Origin of the sequence: Thermus thermophilus, from assembly GCF_019974155.1 — a bacterium.
GTDB classification, from domain to species: Bacteria; Deinococcota; Deinococci; order Deinococcales; family Thermaceae; genus Thermus; species Thermus thermophilus_C.
In genome coordinates this window covers 1,014,950-1,028,697 of sequence record NZ_AP025158.1, presented here as the reverse complement: position 1 = coordinate 1,028,697, position 13,748 = coordinate 1,014,950, and the positions used below count along the sequence as shown (strand labels likewise).

13 protein-coding genes are annotated in these 13,748 nt (G+C 68.3%); 5 read left to right on the top strand and 8 right to left on the bottom strand.

From position 1 onward, the window contains the following. Positions 1 to 13 precede the first annotated feature (13 nt). Positions 14 to 514: a crossover junction endodeoxyribonuclease RuvC gene (locus tag TthTMY_RS05550; protein ID WP_096410572.1), complete on the top strand. Its 501-nt coding sequence runs from the start codon at positions 14 to 16 to the stop codon at positions 512 to 514. Between the two features lie 107 nt (positions 515 to 621). Here TthTMY_RS05550 and TthTMY_RS05545 read toward each other — a convergent pair whose 3' ends face one another. Continuing rightward, positions 622 to 1,107 (bottom strand): adenosine-specific kinase, encoded by a 486-nt coding sequence (locus TthTMY_RS05545; RefSeq protein WP_096410571.1) that lies wholly within the window; start codon positions 1,105 to 1,107, stop codon positions 622 to 624. A gap of 48 nt (positions 1,108 to 1,155) precedes the next feature. On the opposite strand from TthTMY_RS05545, the gene mqnC reads away from it, so the two are divergent. Then, positions 1,156 to 2,298, top strand: a complete 1,143-nt coding sequence (gene mqnC / locus TthTMY_RS05540) for a cyclic dehypoxanthinyl futalosine synthase (RefSeq protein ID WP_096410570.1) — start codon at positions 1,156 to 1,158, stop codon at positions 2,296 to 2,298. A gap of 56 nt (positions 2,299 to 2,354) precedes the next feature. Here mqnC and trpA read toward each other — a convergent pair whose 3' ends face one another. Both trpA and trpB read right to left on the bottom strand, forming a co-directional pair. Beyond that, complete coding sequence (gene trpA / locus TthTMY_RS05535; protein ID WP_096410569.1) at positions 2,355 to 3,152, bottom strand: tryptophan synthase subunit alpha; 798 nt, start codon at positions 3,150 to 3,152, stop codon at positions 2,355 to 2,357. After that, entirely contained in the window at positions 3,149 to 4,408 is a 1,260-nt protein-coding gene (gene trpB / locus TthTMY_RS05530) for a tryptophan synthase subunit beta (RefSeq protein WP_096410568.1), read from the bottom strand. The genes trpA and trpB overlap by 4 nt, the downstream gene beginning before the upstream one ends. 36 nt (positions 4,409 to 4,444) lie before the next feature. On the opposite strand from trpB, the gene thyX reads away from it, so the two are divergent. After that, positions 4,445 to 5,257 (top strand): FAD-dependent thymidylate synthase, encoded by an 813-nt coding sequence (gene thyX / locus TthTMY_RS05525; protein WP_096410567.1) that lies wholly within the window; start codon positions 4,445 to 4,447, stop codon positions 5,255 to 5,257. On the opposite strand, the gene ligA is transcribed toward thyX, so the two are convergent. Next, positions 5,254 to 7,284 carry an NAD-dependent DNA ligase LigA gene (gene ligA / locus TthTMY_RS05520; RefSeq protein WP_096410566.1) on the bottom strand — a complete coding sequence of 677 codons (2,031 nt, stop codon included), beginning with the start codon at positions 7,282 to 7,284 and terminating at the stop codon, positions 5,254 to 5,256. The genes thyX and ligA overlap by 4 nt on opposite strands. 71 nt (positions 7,285 to 7,355) lie before the next feature. On the opposite strand from ligA, the gene TthTMY_RS05515 reads away from it, so the two are divergent. Both TthTMY_RS05515 and TthTMY_RS05510 read left to right on the top strand, forming a co-directional pair. Continuing rightward, positions 7,356 to 8,543: a BMP family lipoprotein gene (locus tag TthTMY_RS05515; RefSeq protein WP_096410565.1), complete on the top strand. Its 1,188-nt coding sequence runs from the start codon at positions 7,356 to 7,358 to the stop codon at positions 8,541 to 8,543. A 58-nt stretch (positions 8,544 to 8,601) separates the two neighbouring features. After that, entirely contained in the window at positions 8,602 to 10,092 is a 1,491-nt protein-coding gene (locus tag TthTMY_RS05510) for an ABC transporter ATP-binding protein (protein ID WP_096410564.1), read from the top strand. A gap of 85 nt (positions 10,093 to 10,177) precedes the next feature. On the opposite strand, the gene TthTMY_RS05505 is transcribed toward TthTMY_RS05510, so the two are convergent. The 4 genes from TthTMY_RS05505 to TthTMY_RS05490 are packed head-to-tail and all read right to left on the bottom strand — an operon-like array spanning position 10,178 to position 13,745. Further along, positions 10,178 to 11,107 carry a hypothetical protein gene (locus TthTMY_RS05505; protein ID WP_096410563.1) on the bottom strand — a complete coding sequence of 310 codons (930 nt, stop codon included), beginning with the start codon at positions 11,105 to 11,107 and terminating at the stop codon, positions 10,178 to 10,180. Beyond that, complete coding sequence (locus TthTMY_RS05500; RefSeq protein ID WP_096410562.1) at positions 11,108 to 11,968, bottom strand: LptA/OstA family protein; 861 nt, start codon at positions 11,966 to 11,968, stop codon at positions 11,108 to 11,110. Continuing rightward, a complete protein-coding gene (locus TthTMY_RS05495; protein ID WP_418952566.1) occupies positions 11,965 to 12,513 on the bottom strand; it encodes a hypothetical protein in 549 nt (182 codons plus the stop codon). The genes TthTMY_RS05500 and TthTMY_RS05495 overlap by 4 nt, the downstream gene beginning before the upstream one ends. Positions 12,514 to 12,524: 11 nt before the next feature. Next, positions 12,525 to 13,745, bottom strand: coding sequence for an IS256-like element ISTth4 family transposase (locus TthTMY_RS05490; protein ID WP_096410503.1), 1,221 nt, complete (start codon positions 13,743 to 13,745; stop codon positions 12,525 to 12,527). Positions 13,746 to 13,748: the final 3 nt, after the last annotated feature.

Sequence of the window (13,748 nt, the reverse complement as noted above, 5' to 3'; positions counted from 1 at the left end):
GCTTCCCCTTCCCGTGGTCGTGGCCGGCATAGACCCCGGGATCACCCACCTGGGCCTCGGGGTGGTGGCGGTGGAGGGGAAGGGGGCCCTCAAGGCCCGCCTCCTCCACGGGGAGGTGGTGAAGACCTCGCCGCAGGAGCCCGCAAGGGAGAGGGTGGGACGGATCCACGCCCGGGTCCTAGAGGCCCTCCACCGCTTCCGGCCCGAGGCGGTGGCGGTGGAGGAGCAGTTCTTCTACCGCCAAAACGAGCTCGCCTACAAGGTGGGCTGGGCCCTGGGGGCCGTCTTGGTGGCGGCCTTTGAAGCGGGGGTGCCCGTCTACGCCTACGGCCCCATGCAGGTGAAGCAGGCCCTGGCGGGGCACGGCCACGCCGCCAAGGAGGAGGTGGCCCTCATGGTCCGGGGCATCCTGGGCCTGAAGGAGGCCCCGAGGCCAAGCCACCTGGCGGACGCCTTGGCCATCGCCCTAACCCACGCCTTCTACGCCCGCATGGGCGCGGCGAAGCCTCTCTAGATCCCACCCCATGCCGGCTTGCGCCAGCATGGGGGCCCCGGCAAAAGGTCCTAGGGAGCTTCCCCAAGCCAGTTGGACGAAGGGAAACCGGAAAGGGTATAGAGGCCCTAAAGCTTGTACCCCAGGCGCCGGAGGAGGTCCTTTCGCCAGGCCACCTCGGCCTCGTCCTCCACGCCCAGGGGCGTGAAGCCGTCCATGACCCCGAGGATGGCCCTTTGCTCCCCCTCCTCGGCCACCACCACCTTGAGGGGGTTGGCGGTGGCGGCGTAGATCCGCACCACCTCGGGGCAGGCCTTCACCGCGTGGAGGACGTTGATGGGGTAAAAGCCCTCCCCCAAGACGATGAGGAAGGCGTGGCCGCAGGCGAGGTTGAAGAGGTTTTTCACGGCGAGCTCCACCAGGGCCTCGTCCGTCCCCGAGCGGCGGATGAGGCGCTTGCCGCTCGCCTCGGAGAAGGCGAGGCCGAACTTGATCCCGGGGACTGCGGTCACCAGGGCCTCGTGGAGGTCCTCCACCGTCTTGATGAAGTGGGCCTGGCCCAGGATGACGTTGAGGTTCTCGGGCTTTTCAATGGGAATCACCTTGAGCTCCATGCCCCGATTTTACCGAAGGCCACCTTGCCCCGGGAAAAGGGGTGTAGGATGAAGGGCATGGACGTCCTGGAGAAGGCCGTGGCCGGGGAGAGGCTTTCCGAAGGGGAGGTCCTAAGCCTCTTCAGCCTCCCCTTGCCCGAGCTCGCCGCCGCCGCCCACGAGGTGCGGCTTAAGAAGACCGACCCCGAGGTGGTGACCTTCCTCATAGACCGCAACATCAACTACACCAACGTCTGCACCGTGGCCTGCGCCTTCTGCGCTTTTTACCGCACCAAGAGGCAGAAGGACGCCTACACCCTGAGCTACGAGGAGATCGCGAGGAAAGTGGAGGAGCTCTACCAGGTGGGGGGCAGGCGGATCCTCATGCAGGGCGGGGTGAACCCCGAGCTTCCCCTGGATTGGTACCTGGACCTCCTCCGCTACCTCAAGGGCCGCTTCCCCGACCTCCGCATAGACGCCTTCAGCCCCGAGGAGATCCTAGGCCTGGAACGCCTCACGGGCCTTAGGGCGGAGGCGATCCTGGAAAAGCTAAAGGAAGCGGGCCTGGACGGCCTGCCCGGGGCCGGGGCGGAGATTTTGGTGGACGAGGTCCGCCTAAAGGCGGCCCCCGCCCGGATCCGGACGGCGGACTGGTACCGCATCGTGGACGCGGCCCAGGCCCTGGGGCTTTACACCCTCGCCACCATGGTCATTGGCTTCGGAGAGGGCCCCAAGGAGCGCGCCCTCCACCTCCTCGGCCTCCGCGCCCAGCAGGACAGGGCCCTGGAGCGCTACGGGAACGGCTTCGCCGCCTTCGCCCTGTGGACCCTTCAGGTGGAGCACACACGCCTCAAGGGCAAGGCCCCCGGGGCCACGGCCCACGAGTACCTGAAGACCCTGGCCATCGCCCGCCTCGCCCTGGACAACTTCGCCCACTTCCAGGCCTCCTGGCCCACCCTGGGCTTCAAGGTGGCCCAGGCGGCCCTCTACTACGGGGCCGACGACTTCGGGAGCACCATGCTGGAGGAGAACGTGGTCTCGGCGGCGGGGGGGCACGGGCGCACCCACGCCACGGTGCGCCAGATCGTCCGCCACATCGTGGACGCGGGGTTTAAACCGGCGGAGCGGGACCCCCTCTACCGCATCCTCCGCTACCCAGACCCCGAGGCCATCCTGAAGGAGCCCGAGCCCCTGGAACTCCCCCTCGCCTAAGGGCGGTTCCCCCATGCTGGCCCAAGCCAGCATGGGGGCCCCGGTTTTTCTCAGGATTAGCCTTCCCTCGGGCCGGGGTTGGCCTCGAGGCGCTGGAGGCCCTGGCGGATCTCCTGGAGGAGGGGCGCAAGGGGCCTCCCCTCCTCTAGGGCCCGGATCAGGGCGCTTCCCACCACCACCCCGTCCGCCACCGCTGCCTGGGCAGCCGTGGTCCTGCCGGAAACCCCGAAGCCCACGGCCACGGGGAGGGGGGTCCTGGCCTTGATGCGCCGCACCAGGTCCTTCACCTCCTCGGGAAGCCTTTCCCGCATCCCCGTGACCCCGGTGACGGAGACGGCGTAGACGAAGCCCGTGGCGTGGCGGACCACGGTGGCGATGCGGGCGTCCGTGGAGGTGGGGGCGAGGAGGAAGACCGTCTCCAGGCCGATCTCCTGGGCGAGGCGCACGAGGCCTGGGTCCTCGTCGGGAGGGAGGTCGGGGAGGATCACCCCCGTGGCCCCCGCCTGCTTGAAGAGGCCGAAGAAGCGCTCCGGCCCCCAGGCCAGGACGGGGTTCAGGTAGGTCATGAGGAAGAGGGGCTTTTCCGTCATGGCCCGCACCTCCCGCACGAGCTCCAGGGTCCCCTGGACGCTCATCCCCTTCCTCAGGGCCAGTTCGCTTGCCCGCTGGATCACGGGGCCGTCCCCCAGAGGGTCGGAGTAGGGGAGGCCGATCTCCAGAAGGTCGGCGTAGGGCAAAACCTCCTCCACCGCCTGCAAAAAGCCTTCCCGGCTGGGGAAGCCTGCGGTGAGGTAAGGGATGAGGGCGGCCCTTCCCTCGGACCGGGCCTTGGCGAAGGCCTCCTGGGTGGTCACAGCTCCCCTCCCAGAAGGCGCATGGCCTCGGTCACGTCCTTGTCCCCCCGGCCGGAGAGGTTGATGACCACCACCTGGTCCTTGTCCATCTCCGGCACCACCTTGGCGGCGTGGGCGATGGCGTGGGCCGATTCCAAGGCGGGGATGATGCCCTCAAGCCGCGCCAGGAGCTTGAAGCCCTCGAGGGCCTCCTCGTCCGTGACGCTGGCGTACTCCGCCACCCCGGCGTCGGCGTAGTAGCTGTGCTCCGGCCCCACCCCGGGGTAGTCCAGCCCCGCGGAGACGGAGTGGGCCGGGGTGATCTGGCCGTCGTGGTCGTAGAGGAGGTACATGTAGCTCCCGTGCAGCACCCCCCGCTTCCCCGCCCCGATGCTCGCGGCGTGCCTGCCCGTGGAAAGCCCCTCCCCGGCGGCCTCCACCCCAATGAGCCTGGGGCGCTCCTCCTCGGGCAGGTAGGCGAAGGGGGCGAAGAGGCCGATGGCGTTGGACCCGCCCCCCACCGCGGCGATGAGGGCGTCGGGGAGGCGGCCGAAAAGCTCCTGGCTTTGCCGCTTCACCTCCTCCCCGATGACGCTCTGGAAGTCCCGGACCATCATGGGGTAGGGGTGGGGGCCCACCACGGAACCCAGGATGTAGAAGGTGGTGCGCACGTTCGTGATCCAGTCGCGGATGGCCTCGTTGGTGGCGTCCTTGAGGGTGCGGCTCCCCGCGGCCACGGGCCGCACCTCGGCCCCGAGGAGCTTCATGCGGAAGACGTTTAAGGCCTGGCGCCTGACGTCCTCCTCCCCCATATAGACCACGCACTCCATGCCGAAGAGGGCCGCCACCGTGGCCACGCTCACCCCGTGCTGCCCCGCCCCCGTTTCGGCGATGACCCGCCTCTTGCCCATGCGCCTGGCCAGGAGGGCCTGGCCCAGGGTGTTGTTGATCTTGTGGGCCCCGGTGTGGAGGAGGTCCTCCCGCTTGAGGTAGACCTGGGCCCCGCCCCAGTGCTCGGAAAGCCGCTTGGCGTGGTAGAGGGGGGTGGGCCTGCCGGCGAACTGCCTGAGGTAGTGGTCCAGCTCCTCCAGGAAGGCCGGATCCTTCTTGGCCTCCCGGTAGGCGGCCTCCAGCTCCTCCAGGGCGGGGATCAGGGTCTCGGGCACGTACCGCCCCCCGTAGGGGCCGAACCGCCCCCTCGCGTCGGGCAAGGGAAAGTCGGGTAGGGTCAGCATGCTTCGCTCCCTAAAGGCGCCTCGCGCCAAGACAACTCCCATCCTACCCCGGAGGGGCCTCCCGGTAAACTCGGGGGGATGGAAGGGCCTCTCACGATCCCGGTCTTGGACAAGGGCTTCGTCCGCCTGGTGGACCAGATGGGGGACGACCGCGCCATCGTCCAGGCGGCCCGGGTGTCCTACGGGGAAGGGACGAAGACGGTGCGGGAGGACGCCGCCCTCATTGACTACCTCATGCGCCACCGCCACACAAGCCCCTTTGAGATGGTGGTCTTCAAGTTTCACGTCAAGGCCCCCATCTTCGTGGTCAGGCAGTGGTTCCGCCACCGCACGGCGAGCGTCAACGAGGTCTCGGGGCGCTACTCCATCCTCAAGGAGGAGTTCTACGAGCCCGAGGCCTTCCGCAGGCAGGCGAGGAGGAACAAGCAGGCTTCGGAAGGGGCCCTCCTGGACGAGGAGGCCTTGGCCCTCCTAAGGAGGGTGGAGCAGGAGGCCTACGGGGCCTACCGGGCCCTTCTGGAGAAGGGCGTGGCCCGGGAGATGGCCCGGATGGTCCTTCCCCTCAACCTCTACACCGAGTTCTACTGGAAGCAGGACCTGCACAACCTCTTCCACTTCCTCAAGCTCCGCCTCGCCCCCGAGGCCCAGTGGGAGATCCGCCAGTACGCCCAGGCCATCGCCGAAATCGTCAAGGAGAGGGTCCCCTTGGCCTGGGCCGCCTTTGAGGAGCACCTTTTAGGAGGGGCTCTTCTCTCCCGCACGGAGCTTCGGGCCCTAAGGGGCCTCCTCACCCCCGAGGTCTACGAGAAGGCCCTGGCCTCTTTGGGCCTCGAGGGAAGCCGCCTTAGGGAGGCCCTGGAGAAGCTCTTCGGGCCCGGGGAGGTCCCTTAGACGAGCTCTTCCGCCTTCTTCCCCGTGCGGGCCTCTATGAGCCGGTAAAGCTCCTCCTCCGTGAGGGTGGGGACCCCTAAGGCCTTGGCCTTTTCCAGCTTGCTCCCCGGGGCCTCCCCCACCACGAGGTAGCTCGTCTTGCGGCTCACGGCGTCCGTCACCTTGGCCCCAAGGCGCCGGAGGAGGGCCTTCACCTCCTCCCGGGGGCGGGAAAGCTCCCCGGTGATCACGAAGGTGAGCCCTTTAAGGGCCTCCCCGCCCTTCTCCTTGGCCTCCATCTCCACCCCCGCCTCCTTGAGCCTTCGCACCAGGTGGCGGAAGGCGGGGTCCCTCAGGGTTTCCAGGATGGCCCTCGCCGTGAGCTCCCCCACCTCCTCCACCTCCAAAAGCTCCTCCAGGCTGGCCTCGAGGAGGCGGTCCATGGTCTGGAACTTGGCCGCCAGGTTCCGGGCCAGGACCTCCCCCACTCCCGGAAGCCCCAGGGCGTAGAGGAGGCGCTCTAGGCCCCTTTTCTTGCTCTCCTCTATCTGGCGGAGGAGGTTTTGGGCGCTCTTTTCCCCCATGCGCTCCAGGCCCACCAGGTCTTCCTTCCTCAGGCGGTAGAGGTCGGCCACGTCCTTGACCAGGCCCTTCTCCAAAAGCTTCTCAACGAGCTTCTCCCCCAGGCCCTGGATGTCCATGGCCTTGCGGGAGGCGAAGTGGCGGATGGCCTCAAAGCGCTTGGCGGGGCACAAGGGGTTGGGGCAGCGGTGGACCTTCCCCTCCTGGATGAGGCGATGGCCGCACTCGGGGCAGGCCTCGGGCCAGCGCACGGGCCGCTCCTTTCCCGTGCGCCGCTCCTTGAGGACCCGGAGGACCTCGGGGATGACCCCGCCCGCCTTGTGCACCAAAACCCAGTCCCCGATGCGGATGTCCAGCTCCTCTATGTAGCTTTCGTTGTGCAGGGTGACCCGGGAAACCTCGCTGCCCTCTAGGAAGACGGGCTCGAGGACCCCCACCGGGGTCACCCGCCCGGTGCGCCCCACCTGGAAGACCACGTCCAAAAGCCGGGTCTCCTTCTCCTCGGCGGGGAACTTGTAGGCGATGGCGAAGCGGGGGGCGCGGGCGGTGTAGCCGAGCTCCCGCCAAAGTTGCAAATCGTCCAGCTTCACCACCACCCCGTCCGCCTCAAAGGGAAGCTCCCGCCGCTTCTTCAGCCAGTCCTGGTAGATTCCCTCCACCCCTTCCGCCCCCACGGCCCGCGCGTAGCCGTGCTCCACGGGGAAGCCCTTCTCCTTGAGCCAGTGGAGGAGGGCGAACTGGGTCGCCACCCCTTCCCTCTCCACCTCTTCCAGCCCGAGCCCCAGGGCGTAGAAGGTGGCCCTGAGGCCCCGCTTGGCGGTGATGCGGGGGTCTTTTTGCCTTAGGGAGCCCGCCGCGGCGTTCCTAGGGTTTTTGAAGATCTTCTCCCCCCGCTCCTCCAGCTCCTCGTTGAGCCGGAGGAAGGCCGCTATGGGCATGTAGACCTCGCCCCGGACCTCGAGGCGCTCCGGCACCCCCTTGAGCCTCCTCGGGATGGTGGGGATGGTGAGGAGGTTCTGGGTCACCTCCTCCCCCACCTCCCCGTCCCCCCGGGTGGCCCCGTAGACCAGGACCCCATCCTCGTAGTAGAGGTTGACGGAAAGGCCGTCCACCTTGTGCTCCACGGTGTAGGCGAAGGGGCCCTTCCGGCCCAGGGCCCGCTCTATCCGCTCCTCAAAGGCCCTGACCTCATCCAGGGTGAAGGCGTTGTCCAAGGAGTACATGCGGGTGGGGTGGCGGACGGGGCGGAAGGTGGCCTCGAGGGGCCTCGCCCCCACTTGCTCCGTGGGGGAGTCCGGGCTTTTGAGCTCGGGAAAGCGCTCCTCAAGCTCCTTGAGCTCCCTAAGAAGCCGGTCGTACTCGGCGTCGGAGATCTCCGGGTCCGCCAGGACGTAGTAGCGGTAGTTGTGGTAGCGGATGAGGTCCCGTAGCTCGTTCACCCGCTTCCTCGCCTCTTCCAGGGTCATGACCCTAGTGTACCTTGGGCTATACTTTTCCTTGGACTAGGGGTGCGCCCCCTATCCCGAAAGGAGGCGTTATGAGGAGGCTTTTATGGTTGCTCACCTTAGGCGCGCTCGCCGTGGCCCTCACGGCCTGCCCCAGGAAAGCGGAGGAGCAGGCCGCCACGGAGACGGCTCCGGCCGAAGGGACGACCCTTCCCGGGGCCGACATCCGGGTGGGGCTTGCTTTTGACGCCGGCGGCAAGTTTGACCGCTCCTTCAACCAGTCCGCCTGGGAAGGGGCGCAGCGGGCGGCCCAGGAGCTCGGCGTCCAGATCTTTGACTTTGAACCCGCCGACCCCTCCCAGGTGGGCCAGGGCATCCGCACCTTCGCCGAGGAAGGGTTTGACCTGGTGATCGGGGTGGGCTTCGCCAACGAGCCCGCCATCACCGCCACGGCCGAGGAGTTCCCCAAGGTGAAGTTCGCCGTGATTGACGCCGTGCCCGGGGAAGGGCAGCTGGCCAACGCCCTGGGCGTGGTCTTCCGGGAGCACGAGGGGAGCTTCCTCGTGGGCTACGTGGCGGGCAAGCTCTCCCGCACCGGCGTGGTGGGGTTCATCGGCGGCATGGACATCCCCCTCATCCACAAGTTTGAGGCGGGCTTCCGCGCCGGGGCGGAGTACGCCTTCCAGGAGGACGGGATCCAGGGCCGGGTCCTGGTGGGCTACGTGGGCAACACCCCCGCCGCCTGGAACGACCCCGCCAAGGCCAAGGAGATCGCCTCCAGCCAGGCCCGCCAGGGGGCGGACATCATCTACGCCGCCGCCGGGGGCTCCGGCCTTGGCCTCATTGACTTCGTGAAGGAGGAGATGTGCCTCAGGGAAGGCAGGGCCGTACGCTTCGTCCGCGAGGACCGCTTCGCCGACGTGCCCAAGTACCCCGCCTACGAGGAGAAGTGCGGCGAGGGCGCCACGCCCCTCTTCTTCATCGGCGTGGACTCCAACCAGAACTACCTCGGCGACACCGACAACGACCCCACCACCCTCAACCACGGCCTGACCTCCATGGTCAAGCGGGTGGACGTGGCCGTGTACGACGCCATCAAGAGCGTCGTGGACGGCACCTTCCAGGGCGGGGTCAAGGACCTAGGCCTCGCCGAGGAGGGCGTGGGCTACGCCCTGGACGAGTACAACCAGGCCCTGATCCCGGAGGAGGTGAAGGCCCGCCTCGAGGAGCTGAAGCAGGCCATCATCAACGGGGAGATCCAGGTGCCCGAAACCCGCTAAGGGGCAGGGGCCCAAAGGCCGGGGCCTTTTGGCCCCGGTTTTCCCGTATACTCCTCCCGTGGCGAAGGCCCTGGTCCTCAAGGACATCACCAAGCGCTTCCCCCTGGTCCTGGCCAACGACCGCATCGGCCTGGACCTGGAGTGGGGCGAGGTCCTGGCCCTGGTGGGGGAAAACGGCGCGGGCAAGTCCACCCTCATGAAGATCGTCTACGGCCTCCAGCCCCCGGACGCCGGGGAGATGTGGGTGGACGGGAAGCCCTACCGGCCCAAAAGCCCCCAGGACGCCATCAGGGCGGGCATCGGCATGGTCCACCAGCACTTCATGCTGGTGGAGCCCTTCACCGTCTTGGAGAACCTGGTCCTGGGCCTCGAGCCCGGAAGCCCCCTCTTCCTGGACCTGGAGGCGGCCAGGAGGCGGGCGGTCCGCCTCATGGAGGAGCTGGGCTTTGAAGTGCCCCTGGACGAGAAAGTGGAGAACCTCCCCGTGGGCCTGCAGCAGCGGGTGGAGATCCTCAAGGCCCTCTACCGGGAGGCCAAAATCCTCATCCTGGACGAGCCCACCGCCGTCCTCACCCCCCAGGAGGCCGAGGAGCTCTTCCGTTTCCTAAGGGGCTACGTGGCGAGGGGGAACGCCGCCATCTTCATCAGCCACAAGCTGAAGGAGGTCCTCCAGGTGGCGGACCGCATCACGGTGATCCGGGACGGGAAGGTGGTGGGCACGGTGCGGGCCGAGGAGACCTCCCTGGAAGCCCTCGCCCGGATGATGGTGGGCCGGGAGGTGGTCTTGCGGGTGGAGAAGGGGCCGGCGAGGCCGGGGGAGGTGGTCTTGGAGGTGGAGGGCCTCGAGGCCCCGCCCCGCCTCAAGGGGGTGAGCTTCCAGGTGCGGGCCGGGGAGATCGTGGGCATCGCCGGGGTGGAAGGGAACGGCCAGACCGAGCTCGTGGAGGCTCTCACCGGCCTCAGGCCCTTTAGGGGCAAGGCCCTCCTCCTGGGCCGGCCCCTTCCCCCCTCGGCCCGGGGGGTCAGGGACTTTGGGGTAAGCCACGTGCCCGAGGACCGGCTCGCCCGCGGCCTCGTCCTGGACTTCTCCGTGAAGGAGAACGCCGTCCTCGGGGACCAGCACCGACCTCCCTTCCGAGGGTTTTTGGGCTTCCTGGAAGACGAAGCGGCCGAGGAGCACGCCAGAAGGCTCGTGGAGGCTTACGATGTCCGCCCCCGCTCCACCGCCCTCTCCGCCCGCCGCTTCTCCGGGGGGAACCAGCAGAAGATCGTGGTGGGAAGAGAGGTCCTACGAAGCCCAAGGCTTCTCGTGGCCGCCCAGCCCACCCGGGGCGTGGACGTGGGGGCCATTGAGTTCATCCACAAGGAGCTCGTCAAGGCCCGGGACCAGGGGCTCGCCGTCCTCCTCGTCTCCGCCGACCTCTCGGAGATCCTCGCCCTCTCCGACCGCATCCTGGTGATGCACGGGGGGCGCATCGTGGGGGAGCTCGCCCCGGAGGAGGCCACGGAGGAAAGGCTCGGCCTCCTCATGGCCGGGGTGACCGCCTAAGGCCCTCCCCGTTCCCGGCCGGGGAAGCCCTCTGAGGGCCTTTTGCCGGGGCCCGCACGCCGGCGCAAGCCGGCGTGGGGTGGCCTTACTCGCGAAGCTCCCCGGCCACCCGGCCGAGGACCACCACCTCCCCCGTCTTGAGGGCGTAGCGCACCCGCTCGCCCCGGACGAAGCCCTTCTCGTCCCGGCTCTCCACGCCGCCGTAGAGGTAGGCGTACCCCTCCTTCTCCCGGAGAAGCGCCCGCTCCGCCCGGGTGGTGCGGCCCCCCTGGACGAACTCCACGCCCCCAAGAAGCCAGAGGGCGTCCTCGTCCAGGAAGTAGCGGAGGGCCTGGGCCTTGCCCTTTAGGGGCTTCTCCCCTTCCCGGCTCAAGGCCAAGGGCCCTTCCAAGAGAGCCTCCCCGGTGTCATTGCGGTAGCGGAGCCTCACCCCCTCCACCCGGGTCGCCCCCTGGGCGAGGGCCACCGCCCCCGGGGCGGGCCGGACCTCGAGGCGCCCCTCCTCCTCCAGAAAGCGGGCCTCGCCCCCGGAGAGAAGAAGCTCTTCCCTCCCCCCCCGCTCCACCAGGGCCAGGGGCCCCCGGGCCTCCACCTCCTCCCCCAGGCGCACCTCCACCCCCTTGGGGTCGTAGAGGACGAGGCGGAGGTAGGTCTTCGCCCCTTCCTCCCCCGCCCGCCTAAGGCGCATCAGGTAGGGAAGCCCCTCCCGGAGGAGGTCCTTGTTGTAGGCGGCCTCCACCCGGTCCCCCGGGGAAAGGCCCTCCTCGAGGACGCTCCCCGCGTCCAGGAAAAAGGCCCGCTCCCCCACCACCGCGCGGTCCCCGGTGAGGGCCACAAGCTCCCCCACGTGGAGGTCCCCGTAGTCCGCGTAGAAGAGGCTCCCCTCCTCCCCCGAGACCCAGGCCACCACCTTCTTGTCCTTGCGGACGAGCTCCACCTCCGGGCGGTAGACCTCCTGGGCCAGGGCGAGGGCCAGGCCGAGGAGGAAAAGGAGGGGGAGCCTAGGCCAGGGCACCTACTTCTCCCCAAGCTTCTTAAAGTCCTCCACGGGGAGGCGGAAGGCCTTTCCGTAGACCCGGACCTGGTGGCGGTTCACGTTGTGGAGGAGGGTGGCCCCGGAAAGGCGGAAGCCCTCCTTCGCGTTCTCGCTCACGGCGGGCCTCCCCAAGACGATGGCCTCCCCGGTGGTGTCGTCGTAGTAGAGGCTCTCCCCCCGGGTCACGAGGTCGCCGTCCTCGAGGACCACTCCCCCGGTGGCGATGAGCTTCTTGGGGCCGGTGAGGCTCCGCACCTCCTTGGCCCGGATCCTCAGGTCCCCGTCCTTGCGCTTGCGGACGAGGACCACCTCCTTGGGGTCAGTGAAGACGGCGAGGCCCCGCTCCTCCTCGTAGTACACAAACCCCGCCCGCCCCTCCTGGTTGCCGCTCTTGAGGAGGGCGTTTTCCGTGGTGGAGGTGTCCGTGTCCACCTGGAAGGTCATGCGGCTCCCCTCCACCTCCACGGGATCCTCCCCGGGCTTGGGCTCCTGGCGCATGCGGGCAGGCCCCATCAAGACCCCTTCCCCGGTGCTTTCCCGGTAGACGAGGGTGGGCCCCCGGGCCTCCACCCGGCCCCTCCGCACCACCACGCCCCCCTCAAACCGGGCCTCCCGCTCCCCCTCCGCCTCCTGCATGGTCTTGCCCTTCGGGGCGATGAGGGTGGCCTTGGGGGCGAGGATGGCGAGGTCCTTCACCCGCCCCCGCACCTCCCCCTCAAAGACCCAGGGACCGTAGCGGAGGTCCCCGGAAAGCCGCCCTCCCTCCACCCGGATCACCCGCACCTCCGAGGCCGCGAAGACCAAGGCCATGCCCAAGAGCACCCATGCCGTCCGCTTCATCCGCTTCCTCCTTCCACCTGGCAAGGTCCGAAACTCCCCCCGGCGGGGAACTCAAACCGAGGGTTTTCCGCTTCAATCCGCTCCAGGGCGAAGTCGGAGCGGAAGCGCTCCGCCTCGCCCCGGAGGTTGGGCGCCTCAATCCGCACCCATGGGGCCAAAAACCCCTCCTTCTGCCGGATGAGGACGTCCCCGAGGCCGGGCCGGGAAAGCTCCAGGCGGTAGCACCCCTTCAGGATCTCCACCCGGGCGTAGGGGAGGCGGAGGTTGTCCCCGGGCTCCACCACCACCTCGGGGGCGAACAGGCGCAGGTCCAGCCTGCCCTCCACGTACCGCCCTCCGGAAAGCCCCCCCCGCACCCTAAAGCGCCCCCCCTCCTCCACCATCTCCTCCGCGGCAAAGCGCCACTCCACCCCTTCCTCCTCGGGAAAGAGGTGAAAGGCCACGCCGTAAAGCCGCACCCCCGCCTCCTTGGGCGCCTCGGCGGGACGGGGCCAAAGGACAAGGGCGAGGCCTAGGGCGAGAAGGAGGAGGAGAAGCCGCACCACGCCCGGTCGTGTCAAGAGTTATGTGTAAGAGTCTGTGTACGGGGGGCATACCGCTCCTGAAGCATCTTCTCCAGCACCTCCTTCACCTCCGAGAACCCCTTTAGTTTCCGTTCTGCCCACCTCCCTTCCTGCCTCTCTGACTCCAGGTAAAGGAGCTTGTACACCGCCTCTTCCTTAGGAAACTTGTGGTCCCGCACCTTCGTCCCCCGCCGTAGCTCCCGGATAAACCGCTCCATCAGGTTGGTGCTCCGCAGGTACGGCCAAAGCACCTTGGGGTACCCGTAGAACCGCAGGAAGGCCCCCGAATCCTGTACCCAAAGCCCCACCACCCCCGGGTACCGCGAACCCCAGGCGGCCTTCACCTCCTCCAAGGCCCTAAGGGCTTCATCCCTGCTCTCCGCCCCGTACACCCGCCTCAGGTCCTCCGCCAGCAGGCCCCGGTCCCGCGCCCGCACCTGGGACAGGCTCCACCGCACCCCGTGCACCACGCACCGCTGCCACTCCGCCTGAGGGTAGACCCTGCGGATCGCTTCAGGAAGCCCGGGCAGCCCGTCGGTGATGAAGAGCAATACCCGCCGCAGGCCCCGCTGCCAAAGCTCCCCCAGGACCCCCTCCCATCCCAGGGCGCTCTCCGTGGGCAACAGCCAGAACCCCAGGACCCGCCTCTCCCCATCAGGGGCGATGCCCAGGGCCACATACACCGTTTCCCGCACAATCCCTTCCCCTTCCCTGAAGACCTTTAAGGAAAGCCCGTCCAGGTAGACGAAGGCCATCTCCTCGGGCAAAGGCCGGGTGCGGAAGGCTCCTGCCGCCTCCAGGACTTGGTCGGTCAGAGCGCTTAGGGTCTCGTGGGAGTAGCGGTGGCCTAAGAGCAGGCTCAATATCTCGGCCGCCTTGCGCTGACTGACCCCGGCGGCGTACAAGGCCACAGCTACTTCCCCCACGTCCACCAGGCGGCGGGCGTAGGGCTTAAGGAAAGCCGGGTAATACCGAGATTCCCGATCCCTAGGGACCTTCAGGTCCACCTGGCCGAAGGTGGTCTCCAGCTTGCGGGGGTAGTAGCCGTTCCTGCGCCCCCCGTGCACCTGCAAGAAGGCTGTCCGGTCCAGCTCCAGAACCGTCTGCAGAACCTCGGCTACTGTCTCCCGCACCGCTTCCCTCAGCAAGATCCGCAAGGTATCCTGGTCCACGGGGCACCTCCTCGTGCTAAGGTGTGCCCCCCTATTAAACACGGG